This is a genomic window from Microcoleus sp. w1-18aA5, assembly GCF_036701705.1.
Taxonomy (GTDB): Bacteria; Cyanobacteriota; Cyanobacteriia; order Cyanobacteriales; family Microcoleaceae; genus Microcoleus.
Genome location: NZ_JAUPTE010000015.1, coordinates 64,686 through 76,586, shown reverse-complemented (window position 1 = coordinate 76,586; position 11,901 = coordinate 64,686). Strand labels below are relative to the sequence as shown.

Below are 11,901 nucleotides of genomic sequence, written 5' to 3'. Positions count from 1 at the left end.
GAAGGGCGCGAAGGAGGAAAAGTTCGGCAACGGATTCTGTAACGGATGTCAGGAAGAAGGAAGAAAGTTTTAATTACCGATGCCCAATGCCCAATGCCCAATGCCCAATGCCCAATGCCCAATGCCCAATCAATAATAATATGAAATTACAGACTCGCCCCCGCACCAACAAAATCTCTAATGTTCAAATCGCGTTCATGGCGACAGAGGCGCTGTGGAATAATAAGTTGCGTACCAGTTTAACTATGCTGGGCGTAATTATTGGGATATCTTCGGTAATTGCTATTACTTCGGTGGGACAGGGAGTACAAAAATCAACTGAAGAACAGTTAAAGGCTTTGGGTACAAATGTGCTGTTGGTTTTATCGGGCGCTTCGCGATCGGGCGGTGTCAGTCAGGGAAGCGGTTCTGCTACTACTCTTACTTGGGATGACGCTAGGGCGATCGGCAAACAAGCTCCCGCTGTTAAGGCGATTTCGGCTTATTTGCAGCGCCAAGTGCAAGTGGTTTACGGCGGACAAAATTCATTTACTTCGATTTTGGGAACGGATTTAAACTATCCAGATGTGAAGAACATTCAACCCCAAGAAGGACGGTTTTTTAACGAGGATGAATTGAATGCTGCTGAGCCTGTAGTTGTCCTCGGTTCTAAGGTGCGGGACGAACTTTTTGGAGCCGGAGTTAATGCGCTATCCTCCGATATTCGCATTCAGGGAAACCGCTACAAGGTCATTGGAGTGATGGAAAGCAAGGGGTCTGTAGGGGGGACTGATCAGGACGATAGAGTGTATATTCCCCTCAAAAATATGTCTTCGCGGATTGTGGGTAGAAATTCTTTAGCGGGGATTGCGATATCGGGTTTTTGGTTGGAAACTGCCGGCGAAGCGGATTTAGCGGATGCTCAATTTCAAGTGGAAAATATCATGCGCTTGCGCCACAATATTTATCCGCCACAACCGGATGATTTTCGAGTTGTCAATCAAGCTGAAATAGTCAATACTTTTAGTAATGTGATCGGTTTATTTACGGTTATGGTGGGCGCGATCGCCGGAATTTCTTTGGTGGTTGGAGGCATCGGTATTGCTAATATTATGTTGGTGTCTGTTGTGGAACGGACTAAGGAAATCGGGATTCGCAAAGCGGTAGGTGCTACTAATGCAGCAATTCTAATTCAATTTATGGCGGAATCTATTTTAGTTTCCACGGTGGGGGGAACGGCGGGTATTGGGTTGGGAGTTGCAATCGCGTTTGGGGCTTCGACAGCGTTCAAATTTCCGTTTGTGGTTTCTGTATGGTCGATCGCGGCAGGTTTTGGGCTGTCTTTTACTGTAGGCTTATTGGCGGGAGTATTGCCGGCTCGGAATGCGGCTCGCTTAGATCCGATCGCAGCTTTGCGGAATGATTGAAGTTACTGACATTCAACCCCGTTAAATTCAACAGTCTTGGACGCAGGAGTGGTCAGAAACCAGGTTTGATGGACGATCAGACTTCGTTTTAGGCTACAGATGCGCTAACGGGACTTAAACAAAAATCAGCTCAAAAATGGCTGCAAACTCAGATCGGTAAACCATTTGAGCTTGAATTTGCTTGGATCTCGAATTGACAAGGGTTTTAGCTCTGACGGGGCGTCAAACTCTTTCCTTTATCTAGACTGCGTTTCAGGTAAGGGAAAGAGCTTGACGCCCATTATAAATAATATACGCTCATTCAAATATAATAACAAAAACCCCTTATCCAACACGCAATTTCCATGTTAGAAGCATTGGTATTGGCAACAGTATTTTGCGGATTTTTTGGTATCATCTTTAAAAAGAACCTGCTCATGAAAATCGTCTGTATGGATGTCATGAGTACAGGGGTTATCGCCTATTACGTGGTGGTGGCATCGCGAGCAGGCTTGCTGACACCAATTATTTCAAAGGGGAAAAATGTTGTCGCTTACGCCGATCCAGTTCCCCAGGCGGTGATCTTAACGGCGATCGTGATCGGCTTTTCGATTCAGGCTTTAATGCTGGTCAGTGTGATGAAGCTGGCACGAGATAATCCGACATTAGAAAGTAACGAAATCGAGATGAATAATACCCCATGAATACCCTGACGCTAGCCTGGATTGGACTCCCGTTTTTTGTCGGGTTTAGTATTTATTTGATTCCGAAGTTTGCCAAGTATCTGGCAATATTCGGCGCGATAGCGTCCGCTGCCTATGCGTTCCAGCTTTTTGCTATGCCGTCAGCGGTGACGCTGCAGTTACTGGATAATTTCAGTGTCACGTTGTTAGTCGATCGCTTGAGCGGCTATTTCATCTTAACCAATGCCTTAGTCACAGCAGCGGTGATTATCTACTGTTGGCCCACAGATAAGACGGCATTTTTTTATGCACAAATTCTGATGTTGCATGGCAGCCTGAATGCGGCTTTTGCCTCTACTGACTTTATCAGTTTATATGTGGGGTTAGAAGTCAGTGGCATTGCGGCTTTTCTGTTGATTGCCTATGCTCGCACCGATCGCTCGATTTGGGTGGCTTTGCGCTATCTATTTATTAGCAACACGGCAATGCTGTTTTATCTAGTCGGTGCCGTGCTGGTTTATAAGGCTAGTAATTCGTTTAGTTTTGCCGGCTTGGGTGCAGCGCCCCCAGAGGCGATCGCTCTGATCTTTATGGCACTCTTGGTTAAGGGAGGTGTGTTTGTATCGGGGTTATGGCTACCGTTAACTCACTCGGAATCAGAAACGCCTGTGTCGGCTTTGCTGTCAGGGATTGTGGTCAAAGCGGGGGTATATCCCCTCGTGCGGTGCGCGCTGATGGTGGAGGAGGTGGCACCAATCGTCCAGATTTTCGGAGTCGGGGCGGCGTTTATGGGCGTGTTCTATGGCATCTTTGAAAAGGATACCAAGCGGGTGCTGGCGTTCAGTACGGTTTCACAGTTAGGTTGGATTCTCGTAGCCCCGGAAGTAGCAGGCTTTTATGCCCTCGCCCACGGCTTGGTCAAATCGGCGCTGTTCCTGATTGCGGGTTCTTTACCCAGCCGCGACTTTAAGGAATTGCGACAAAAGCAGATTAATACTACGCTTTGGATTGCCTTAGTCGTGGCTAGCCTTTCGATCTCAGGCTTTCCCTTTTTGGTTGGCTTTGGGGCAAAGATGTTGACTCTGAAGAATTTGACACCCGCTTATGCGATCGCCATGAATGTAGCAGCAGTAGGAACGGCTATCCTATTTGCTAAATTCATCTTTCTGCCCCGTGGTGGAGAAGCAAAAAAATCAAAACCTGGTTTTTGGCCTGCGGTGTTGCTGTTGCTAGGTGGGCTGATTGCAGCCAATGCTTTTGATGTTCAGGCTTATACGCTGGAAAATATGCTTAAGGCGATCGCCATCATCGGTGTTGGTTGGTTAGCCTATTTTCTAATTTTTCAACGCACGGCCATCAAACTGCCACGTATGCTTGAACAATTCGATCATTTGGTCGGTTTTATGAGCTTGATTTCGCTCCTACTATTCTGGATGGCATTCTCAACATGATTGGACAGCTAATATTAAGACTGACGATCTGGTTTCTACTGACAGCCGATTTTAGTTTGGCAAATATTGCGATCGGCTTCATCATTGCTTTCCTGTTGCCGCGCAGCTACGCACCCCCGGAACCTTTGAGGGAATGGTTGGGAGTGTTGGGTAAAATCTTCATGGCGATTCCGATAGCTTATTTAGAAGCATTTGAACTCATCCTCCGTCCCCATAGGCACGAAGATGTGATCATGGAAAAAGTGCCAAACCATCGATCGCCCTTGCTGATCTTCCTAGATGTCTTCCTGATCACTTTTACTCCCAAGACGATTGTTGTGAAATATCACGAAGAGGGTTTTTACGAAGTACACCGAGTGCGACGGACATCAAACACCTAGTTCAAGTTTGTTTCTGAATGATTTAACCGCTTTTGGCGCCGAGTCAGAGAAGAGAAGAGAGAAATGAATAATTCCGATTTAGCTAAGTAAGAAAAATCAGGAGTGAACACAATTGAACAACTTGAACAACTTGATTCTAATTGCGATGATTCTGGCTCTGCTCATACCCATGTACGAGGTATGGAAAGATCATGATATCTGGCAGACAATGTTGGCCTTTGCAAGTATTTCGAGCAAGGCGGCAATCATCGCTCTCGTCATATCCGTCTGGCGCGATGATTGGATGATCGGTGTGGTGGCGGCGATTATCCTCAGTGTGGGTAATGCTGGATTGATGTTGTTGGCACATATAATCAAACGTATCAGTGAAGCATGATCGTAATAGATGTATTGAGCTATACCTGCATCGGTATAGGGATTTTTTTCTGGTTTTGGGGTACTTCTTTCCTACTTGGGAAGCGATCGGTTTTATATAAACTGCACAGTCTTTCGGTAGCAGATACGCTGGGTTCGATCGCGATCGTCGTCGGATTGCTGCTGCAAATACCCAATAAATGGCCCCTGCTGATTCTGGCGATCATTTGCTTAGCAACCTGGAACACCATGCTGGGATATGTGTTGGCCTATTGTTCCAAAACAGGGAGTAACTATGAACGATAATAGCTACATTTATGTCCTCGTCGCTCTGCTACCCTTAGCTGCTGGTATGGTGGTATTTCAGGTCAATCCATACCACGCATTGCTACTGCGGGGGGTATTGGGAGCGATCGCCGCCTTGGTGTATACAATTTTAGGCGCGGGGGATGTGGGCTTGACCGAAGCCTTGATGGGTACTCTGCTGGCGATTACACTTTATGCAGTGACGGTGCGTTCATCCTTCGTGCTGCGTCTGGGTGTAATCGAAGAGGGGACAGAGGGCGATGCTATACCAAACGACAAAACCGCAGGTGATTTTAAGCAACTGATAGATGACATCCGCACAATTTTTCAGAAACGCCATATGCGCCTGGAACTCGTTCCCTATGCGACTACACAGGCATTGCAGCGGGCGCTGAGGGAAAAAGAAGTTCATGCAGCTTGTGCGCCACAAAGCCTATTGGAAAACAGCGGCGAAGCGCAACTTTATAACACCGCAACCAGAGTTCGGCGTGTCTATGACATCATGCAAACCGAACTTTCATCACCAGGGACAACCCTAACCTATGTAAATACACCAGACGCAGAGGACAAACATTGATGAAGTGGGTTTACTTTTTATCAGGGATAGCGCTGTTTGTCAAAATGCTGCTAATCGCCAATCCCACAATGGAGTTATCGCAGCAAAGTTCGATCGTCGAATTGGTTGTTCAAGATAGTGGAGTAACCAATGCGGTTTCCGGTATCATTTTGCGAAATCGGCTGTACGACACGATCTTTGAAGTTGTGGTATTTACGATCGCCATCTTGGGTGCAAGTTTTATGCTAGCAAATGAAAAGCCGTCCTGCGCCATATATCAGTTTACCGATCAACCATCGATTATTTTGGCGCGATTGGGAGCGACGATTGCCGCGTTGGTGGGTATCGAACTAGCAATTCGCGGGCATTTAAGTCCTGGCGGTGGTTTTGCTGCGGGTGTAGCGGGGGGAACTGCAATCGGCTTGGTGGCGATTACCTCATCACCGCAGTGGATGCAAGAAATCTACCAGCGCTGGCACGCCGCGACTTTGGAGAAAGTTTCGGTACTTGTTTTCATTGTATTGTCCGTTATCACTCTGTCAGGATATGAGTTACCCCACGGAGAGTTAGGCACGCTTTTCAGCGGTGGCATTCTCCCCTTGCTGAATATCCTGGTTGCAGTCAAAGTCGCATTAGGATCGTGGGCGGTGATGTTGGTGTTTATTCGCTATCGCGGATTGCTATGACAAATGTTCCGATCTCAAATCCATTGACATCGAAATTAATCATCTCTCTCAATCTCTGACTCAGTGTCCTCTGTGTTCTCTGCGGTTTAATCATTCAGAAACAACCGTAAACGATATTTTACGTTTATAAGGCTTACGCACGAGTAGTCAGAAACCGGGTTTTTTTGCGAGGTCAAAAACCCGGTTTCTTTGCTTTTGATAAGAAATTCCTGTGAGCTCATCTGCGTTTATCTGCGTGCATCTGCGGTTAAAAAATCCCAATCTGTAAGATATCAGCTTACACTAAACCAGCTTGAAAAATCTGGTTTGCAGTGAGGTTCAAATCAGGAAAAGTTTGCGACACAATGCGATCGTTCTCTCGAAACTTGAGGATTTGATATTCACCATCAACCAAGTTACAGACAGAAATTGTCGGTTGTTTAGGATTGCCAATAAAATTGCGTCCACCCAACGCAGCATAATCCACAATCCAATATTCAGGGATACCCATCTCTTCATAATCAGCGTATTTCAAATAGTAATCATCGCGCCAATTGGTTGACACAACCTCAATTACCAACGGTATCGATGCACCCCAAGTTAGGATAGATTGTTTTTTCCACAATGTTTCGTTCGCCAGATTTCCACGATTCAGCACCAACACATCAGGCAAATAACCAGAATCTTTTTCAGGAGGTCTAACTATCACTTGGCGGGGGATACCGTAGGGCAATCCCAGACGTTTGATTTCAACAGGAATTTCGACTGCAAGAAAGCTTATAACTTCCTCGTGTTCGCCTACTGGTTGTGCCATCTCAACAATATCTCCATTATGCAGTTCGTAGCGTACCGCCGAATTTTCAGGTAGCCACTCCACAAATTCCTCGAAGTTTACGAGTTTGGGTAAAGCTTGAGTCATAGGTTTTCAGAATCACCGATAATATAAATTATATCTCTATCTATCTGCGTTTATCTGCGTGCATCTGCAGTTATAAATTACAATTTTTTATAAAGTCCGTAAGTTATTGTGCCGCTTATGCTGTAACCATTTCGGGTTTGATATCAGGTGATGCTGGCTCAAAATACAACACCATGATTTGCTCTGGATACAACCCGACAGATTCATAAGTGCGTCCGTTGCGATCGCTAAATTCAACCTCAAACGCTGCACCATCAGCCAACAGTTCAACTACAGTCCCTACTTGTCCGCGCCACAGATTGTATTCAGGAATGTCAACTGTCAATGCAACGACATCTAGTAATTTAATTGTATTATTTTCCACTTTTTTTTATAACCTCCAGGCACTGCTGATACGAATAAGTAGCCCTCCGTTTATCTCATCTCAAAGTCCCCGTCTTCTGGGTTTTTTTTGCGCTCGTTGGAACTCATCGGTTAGATTTATAAACTATGAATTACAACTTACTATTAAATAAATAACTTAGTTCCGACCACATTTCGCCATTACTCCAAAACAAAAATTTACCGGGATAGCTAAACCTATCAGCTAAACCCACAGCAATATATTCCTTATAAACGGGATGGAATTTATATTCCAAGGATCTAATTTTAGTTACGAGTATCGTATCGATAAAACAAAGTCTACTGATAAGTTCTATGTAAAACTCTTCTGTTTTTCCCCAATCATCTAATTCCTCTCTACCTGAAGTTCCTAAAAATGTTTGAACGAAATAAACTAAATTATTATAATATTTTAATAAATTTATTTCATCATGATGACCATCTCGAAGTCTTTTTATTATCTCCTTTAGTTGATCTATTTTTGCAAGCAGCAGATTAATTTCCTCATCCCCATTTTCAATTTCCAAAATCTTAATTTTTTCCTCAAGAAGTGCAACTTTATTTCTCTCGTCCTTAAGCTGTAGCTCTAAACTTATTTTGGCTTTTTCTAGCTCTCTGGCATTCTCTTCTAGTTGCTTAACTTTTGTTTCTAATTGACGTGAATTGGAGTTTAATAAATTTAACTCATAAACCTTTCTTTCTAGCTGTAGCTCTAAACTTATTTTGGCTTTTTCTAGCTCTCTGGCATTCTCTTCTAGTTGCTTAACTTTTGTTTCTAATTGACGTGAATTGGAGTTTAATAAATTTAACTCATAAACCTTTCTTTCTAATTGGGTTTTTTCTTGCTGGAGCTGGTTATTATCTATCTCTAAAGGTTGAACTCGGTCTAGTTCTCGTCTTATTTCTGACTCTAAAGAGTTTTGGCTAGCTCGGAGTTGTAGATTATCTTGTGTCAATCTAGTATTATTATCTTTAACTTGATTTAAGTCTCTTCTCAGAACGTCTATTTCTTGCTGTAAATCCGTATTTGTTTTAATGAGGGATTGATTTAGGGCTATGACTTCATTAAGCTGGCTAGTAACCTCTTTAACTTTCTCGATTAAAAATTCCCACGTTATAAACTCTATATCTTGACTACTGAGAGAACCCCCCAATTCTTGAATAAGAACTTTTTTATGAGCTTCTAGTTCTTCAATTTTTTGTTCAAAGTAAATATTTTCAATACGAAGATTTGTTGAAATTTTCCTTACTTCATCTCTTTCGCTCTCAACGCTTGCTAACTGTTGTTGTAGGCTTTGAACCGTCTGCTTCAAAGAATTGTTCTCAGTAGTAGCTGCCTTGAGTTCTGCCTCTTTTTGCTTAAATCTTGCCAGGATTTGAACTATAAAGGCGGTAAATAGGTTATTTGCTTGTTGTAACTGCTGGTTTATTTGCCTAAGCTCAACTGTCTGTGCTTCGGGCCTGTTATCCTCTGGTTTGTTCTTACCCCTGCGAAGTTGCAGGTAAACTATTACTATGCTTAGTAAAGCTATTAAACCAGCAGTTTCGTAAACCATACTAATACTTTTTTGAAAATAGCGTTTTTGGACATCGGTTCCCAGGCAGAGCTGAGGAACCAGTTAAAAAAAACAGAGGGCGAGTTTCGCATAAAACTTAACCCCAAAAGTCAAATTTTATGCTCTACACCCGCCCTCGCAAAACTCCCTTAATAAGCGTCTTGCAATTCGTAGAAATCAGGGGAAATGTAATCTTTCCGCAGCGGCCAGCCTACCCAATCTTCGTTCATCAAAATCCGTTTCAGATTCGGATGTCCTTCGTACACAATGCCGTACATATCGTAGGATTCCCGCTCTTGAAAGTCGGCTGCTTTCCAAATCCAGTATACTGATGGCACTCTGGGATCTTCGCGGGGTACGAATACTTTGACGCGGACTTCTTCAGGCTTGGAAGCATTGTCTGTCAGTTTAACCAAGTGGTAGACGCTGACTAAATCTTGTCCCGGCCCTTGGTCGTAGGCGCACTGGCACTGCATATAATTAAACCCGTAGGCATACAGTGCTGTTGACATCGGAATTAAGAAGTCTCGATCGACCTTTAATATCTCCACGCCCAAATTATCGGCCGCTAAAGCTTCGTGTTCAAAGCCATTCTGAGTCAACCACTGGGAAACCTTCCCGGCTTCAACAATTGAGGTTTCTGTCTCAGCCACGGTTTACCTCCTGTTTTTGTCCTGCAAGCAAAGCCGGTGGTACTGGCATTCCCATTGCTTCGGTCAATTCCTTCGGCGGCGCCATCCGGCCGGGAATTGACAAATATTTGCCGTCCAAAATGTCGTCTACTACCTTCATTTTGTGGGGTCTGGTGTAGTAGCGGTGGGTTGGCAGCAAATTGGCCCGTTCTTGCATGGAATCGTTGGCGATTTTTTTCCGCAGTTTGATAATTGCGTCAATAATCGCTTCAGGGCGGGGGGGACAGCCGGGGATGTACACGTCTACGGGAATCAGTTTGTCAACGCCTCTGACTGCTGTGGGGGAGTCCATGCTGAACATTCCGCCGGTGATGGTGCATGCGCCCATCGCGATGACGTATTTGGGTTCCGGCATTTGTTCGTACAGCCGCACCAAGATGGGGGCGTACTTCATGGTAATTGTGCCGGCGGTGATGATCAAGTCGGCTTGCCGGGGGCTCGATCGCGGTACTAGACCGAATCTGTCGAAGTCAAAGCGCGATCCGATCAAAGCTGCAAATTCGATGAAGCAGCAGGCTGTGCCGAAAAGCAGCGGCCACAGGCTGGAAAGTCTCGCCCAATTGTAGAGGTCATCCACTGTTGTCAGGATGACGTTCTCTGAGAGTTGCGATGTGACTTCCGGGCGCTCGACTGGGTTGATCAGCGCTTTTTGTGATTTGTCAGAACTTAAGACCATTCCAAGGCTCCTTTGCGCCATGCATAGACAAGAGCAATAACGAGGATCGTGATAAAAAACAAGGCTTCGATGAAAGCCAACAGTCCTAGCTGGTTGAAAGCAACCGCCCAAGGATAGAGGAAGACGGTCTCTACGTCGAAGATGACGAAGACTAGGGCAAACATATAATATCTGATGTTGAACTGAATCCAGGCTCCGCCGATCGGCTCGACGCCGGATTCGTAGGTAGTGCGTCGGTCGTAGGGACGACTTTTCGGGCGCAGTACCTTAGACGCCGTGAGGGCGAGGATAGGGACTAGGCTGGAAATTAACAGGAAGCCTAAGAAATACTCGTAGCCGCTGAGTGCAAACACGGTGAATAATTACTGCCTAGGTGAAAGGGTTCTGTAACTTGTCTGTTACATTATATAGATTTTGGGTAGCTAAAATTACGAGTTAGTTGAGATTAATCCTCCATCTTCTGCAATAATTTTTAATGTATATTTTAAGATTAGCTTACCTACTCTTTTTGAGCTATGAGCGATCGAGCCACTGAAACCAAAACCCTCGATCGGCACGAGTGCCGCGCCTGCGGCTACGTCTACGATCCGAAAAAAGGGAATCCTAAAAATGACATTGCCCCTGGCACGGCTTTTGAAGATTTGCCCCAAACTTGGGTCTGTCCCGTTTGCGGGGCGCGCAAGTCGGTGTTTCAAAATCTCGGTCAGCAGGAAGGGGTATCGGGATTTAAGGCAAATCAGCGCTACGGTGTCGGTGTCAACGGCATGACCGAAGGTCAGAAAAGTTTGCTGATTTTTGGCGGCTTGGTCGTTGGTTTCTTGTTGTTACTTAGTATGTATGGTTTGCAGTAAAACGATTGTGAGATTTTGGCAACGAATTGTAATGTTATTGGCCGCTGCGCTCATCTGTACGAGTTGCAGCACCATCGGTTCTGTGAGTTACAACCCCTGGCAAGTGATTTCCTTGCCGACGGAAGCTAATTTGCAGGATATTGCCTTTACGGGCAATCCTCAGCACGGCTGGGTTGTGGGTTCTGAGGCGACTCTGCTCGAAACCCTTGACGGTGGCACTAGCTGGAAGTCTATAGCACTGGATATCGACGATCCTCGATCGCGTTTTGCGTCGGTGAGTTTTTCGGGTTCCGAAGGCTGGATTGTCGGCCAGCCTTCAGTTTTGCTCCACACGAACGATGAGGGCAAGTCTTGGACGCGGATTGCTTTGAGCAGTCAGTTGCCAGGTTCTCCGAGTACGATCGCGGCTTTGGGCCCGAATTCCGCCGAGATGACGACCGATGTGGGGGCGATTTACCGGACTTCTGACGGCGGCAAAAATTGGAAAGCTGTCGTGCAGGATTCTTTTGGGGTAGTTCGCAATATCAACCGTTCTGAAGACGGGCAGTATGTTGCGGTTTCCTCGAAGGGCAATTTCTACTCCGTGTGGAAGCCCGGACAAGAAGCTTGGGAACCTCACAACCGCAATAGTTCTCGCCGCCTGCAAAATATGGGCTTTACCAAGGATGGGCGTTTGTGGATGCTCGCCCGCGGCGGTCAAATTCAGTTTAGTGACCCGTCCAATCCTGAAGGTTGGGGAAAACCGTTTTTTCCCGATCGCAAGGCGAGTTGGGGTTTGCTGGACATGGCTTACCGGACTGATAATGAAGTTTGGGTAGCCGGCGGCGGCGGCAATTTGCTGTGCAGTTTGGACGGCGGGAAAACTTGGCTAAAAGACCGCGAAGTTGAAGATGTTCCGGCTAATTTTTACAGGATTGTCTTTATGGGCCCCGATCGCGGATTTGTGATCGGCGCGAGCGGTACTTTACTTAAATATCAAGGTTCCGCGCAAGCTGCTTGATAGTAGAATAGTAATAGAGATTGTCTGTCAATTTGTTGTTGAAAGG

The 11,901-nt window shown here is 45.5% G+C and carries 16 protein-coding genes; 10 read left to right on the top strand and 6 right to left on the bottom strand.

Translation table 11 applies throughout. The annotated features are described in order from the left end of the window. Nucleotides 1–140 precede the first annotated feature (140 nt). The 8 genes from Q5691_RS08210 to Q5691_RS08175 all read left to right on the top strand — a co-directional run bounded on the left by Q5691_RS08210 (nucleotide 141) and on the right by Q5691_RS08175 (nucleotide 5,801). On the top strand, nucleotides 141–1,406 hold the full coding sequence (locus tag Q5691_RS08210; protein WP_333213779.1) for an ABC transporter permease: 1,266 nt from the start codon (nucleotides 141–143) through the stop codon (nucleotides 1,404–1,406). Nucleotides 1,407–1,750: 344 nt separating this feature from the next. Then, complete coding sequence (locus Q5691_RS08205; protein WP_333307987.1) at nucleotides 1,751–2,089, top strand: NADH-quinone oxidoreductase subunit K; 339 nt, start codon at nucleotides 1,751–1,753, stop codon at nucleotides 2,087–2,089. Further along, nucleotides 2,086–3,519: a cation:proton antiporter gene (locus tag Q5691_RS08200; protein WP_333307985.1), complete on the top strand. Its 1,434-nt coding sequence runs from the start codon at nucleotides 2,086–2,088 to the stop codon at nucleotides 3,517–3,519. Before Q5691_RS08205 ends, Q5691_RS08200 begins: the two co-directional genes overlap by 4 nt. Next, nucleotides 3,516–3,899, top strand: a complete 384-nt coding sequence (locus Q5691_RS08195; protein ID WP_333230471.1) for a Na+/H+ antiporter subunit E — start codon at nucleotides 3,516–3,518, stop codon at nucleotides 3,897–3,899. Before Q5691_RS08200 ends, Q5691_RS08195 begins: the two co-directional genes overlap by 4 nt. Nucleotides 3,900–4,044: 145 nt before the next feature. Next, on the top strand, nucleotides 4,045–4,275 hold the full coding sequence (locus tag Q5691_RS08190; protein WP_333308098.1) for a hypothetical protein: 231 nt from the start codon (nucleotides 4,045–4,047) through the stop codon (nucleotides 4,273–4,275). Next, entirely contained in the window at nucleotides 4,272–4,559 is a 288-nt protein-coding gene (locus tag Q5691_RS08185; protein WP_333307983.1) for a monovalent cation/H(+) antiporter subunit G, read from the top strand. Before Q5691_RS08190 ends, Q5691_RS08185 begins: the two co-directional genes overlap by 4 nt. Continuing rightward, complete coding sequence (locus Q5691_RS08180) at nucleotides 4,549–5,136, top strand: DUF4040 domain-containing protein (RefSeq protein ID WP_333213789.1); 588 nt, start codon at nucleotides 4,549–4,551, stop codon at nucleotides 5,134–5,136. The genes Q5691_RS08185 and Q5691_RS08180 overlap by 11 nt, the downstream gene beginning before the upstream one ends. Further along, nucleotides 5,136–5,801, top strand: a complete 666-nt coding sequence (locus Q5691_RS08175) for a Na(+)/H(+) antiporter subunit B (RefSeq protein ID WP_333213791.1) — start codon at nucleotides 5,136–5,138, stop codon at nucleotides 5,799–5,801. The genes Q5691_RS08180 and Q5691_RS08175 overlap by 1 nt, the downstream gene beginning before the upstream one ends. A 277-nt stretch (nucleotides 5,802–6,078) precedes the next feature. Here Q5691_RS08175 and Q5691_RS08170 read toward each other — a convergent pair whose 3' ends face one another. The 6 genes from Q5691_RS08170 to ndhC form a co-directional block, all read right to left on the bottom strand. Then, nucleotides 6,079–6,699 (bottom strand): Uma2 family endonuclease, encoded by a 621-nt coding sequence (locus Q5691_RS08170; protein ID WP_333213793.1) that lies wholly within the window; start codon nucleotides 6,697–6,699, stop codon nucleotides 6,079–6,081. Between the two features lie 115 nt (nucleotides 6,700–6,814). Then, nucleotides 6,815–7,063 carry a DUF4926 domain-containing protein gene (locus Q5691_RS08165; RefSeq protein ID WP_333213795.1) on the bottom strand — a complete coding sequence of 83 codons (249 nt, stop codon included), beginning with the start codon at nucleotides 7,061–7,063 and terminating at the stop codon, nucleotides 6,815–6,817. 130 nt (nucleotides 7,064–7,193) lie between these two features. Next, nucleotides 7,194–8,636, bottom strand: coding sequence for a hypothetical protein (locus Q5691_RS08160; RefSeq protein ID WP_333213797.1), 1,443 nt, complete (start codon nucleotides 8,634–8,636; stop codon nucleotides 7,194–7,196). Nucleotides 8,637–8,785: 149 nt separating this feature from the next. Then, nucleotides 8,786–9,289, bottom strand: coding sequence for an NAD(P)H-quinone oxidoreductase subunit J (locus tag Q5691_RS08155; RefSeq protein WP_332960671.1), 504 nt, complete (start codon nucleotides 9,287–9,289; stop codon nucleotides 8,786–8,788). Continuing rightward, nucleotides 9,282–10,004: a photosynthetic/respiratory NAD(P)H-quinone oxidoreductase subunit K gene (ndhK, locus tag Q5691_RS08150; RefSeq protein ID WP_333344412.1), complete on the bottom strand. Its 723-nt coding sequence runs from the start codon at nucleotides 10,002–10,004 to the stop codon at nucleotides 9,282–9,284. Before ndhK ends, Q5691_RS08155 begins: the two co-directional genes overlap by 8 nt. Continuing rightward, complete coding sequence (gene ndhC, locus Q5691_RS08145; protein ID WP_006635500.1) at nucleotides 9,995–10,357, bottom strand: photosynthetic/respiratory NAD(P)H-quinone oxidoreductase subunit C; 363 nt, start codon at nucleotides 10,355–10,357, stop codon at nucleotides 9,995–9,997. Before ndhC ends, ndhK begins: the two co-directional genes overlap by 10 nt. A 162-nt stretch (nucleotides 10,358–10,519) precedes the next feature. On the opposite strand from ndhC, the gene Q5691_RS08140 reads away from it, so the two are divergent. Both Q5691_RS08140 and Q5691_RS08135 read left to right on the top strand, forming a co-directional pair. Continuing rightward, nucleotides 10,520–10,855, top strand: coding sequence for a rubredoxin (locus Q5691_RS08140; RefSeq protein ID WP_333323360.1), 336 nt, complete (start codon nucleotides 10,520–10,522; stop codon nucleotides 10,853–10,855). After that, nucleotides 10,842–11,855, top strand: coding sequence for a photosynthesis system II assembly factor Ycf48 (locus tag Q5691_RS08135; RefSeq protein WP_333070732.1), 1,014 nt, complete (start codon nucleotides 10,842–10,844; stop codon nucleotides 11,853–11,855). Before Q5691_RS08140 ends, Q5691_RS08135 begins: the two co-directional genes overlap by 14 nt. Nucleotides 11,856–11,901 lie beyond the last annotated feature (46 nt).

Coding starts and splice junctions, on each gene's coding strand:
- Q5691_RS08135 (WP_333070732.1), top strand. CDS start 10,842: ATGGTTTGCAGTAAAACGATTGTGAGATTTTGGCAACGAATTGTAATG.
- Q5691_RS08170 (WP_333213793.1), bottom strand. CDS start 6,699: ATGACTCAAGCTTTACCCAAACTCGTAAACTTCGAGGAATTTGTGGAG.
- Q5691_RS08185 (WP_333307983.1), top strand. CDS start 4,272: ATGATCGTAATAGATGTATTGAGCTATACCTGCATCGGTATAGGGATT.
- Q5691_RS08140 (WP_333323360.1), top strand. CDS start 10,520: ATGAGCGATCGAGCCACTGAAACCAAAACCCTCGATCGGCACGAGTGC.
- Q5691_RS08175 (WP_333213791.1), top strand. CDS start 5,136: ATGAAGTGGGTTTACTTTTTATCAGGGATAGCGCTGTTTGTCAAAATG.
- Q5691_RS08195 (WP_333230471.1), top strand. CDS start 3,516: ATGATTGGACAGCTAATATTAAGACTGACGATCTGGTTTCTACTGACA.
- Q5691_RS08160 (WP_333213797.1), bottom strand. CDS start 8,636: ATGGTTTACGAAACTGCTGGTTTAATAGCTTTACTAAGCATAGTAATA.
- Q5691_RS08205 (WP_333307987.1), top strand. CDS start 1,751: ATGTTAGAAGCATTGGTATTGGCAACAGTATTTTGCGGATTTTTTGGT.
- Q5691_RS08210 (WP_333213779.1), top strand. CDS start 141: ATGAAATTACAGACTCGCCCCCGCACCAACAAAATCTCTAATGTTCAA.
- Q5691_RS08190 (WP_333308098.1), top strand. CDS start 4,045: ATGATTCTGGCTCTGCTCATACCCATGTACGAGGTATGGAAAGATCAT.
- ndhK (WP_333344412.1), bottom strand. CDS start 10,004: ATGGTCTTAAGTTCTGACAAATCACAAAAAGCGCTGATCAACCCAGTC.
- Q5691_RS08200 (WP_333307985.1), top strand. CDS start 2,086: ATGAATACCCTGACGCTAGCCTGGATTGGACTCCCGTTTTTTGTCGGG.
- Q5691_RS08180 (WP_333213789.1), top strand. CDS start 4,549: ATGAACGATAATAGCTACATTTATGTCCTCGTCGCTCTGCTACCCTTA.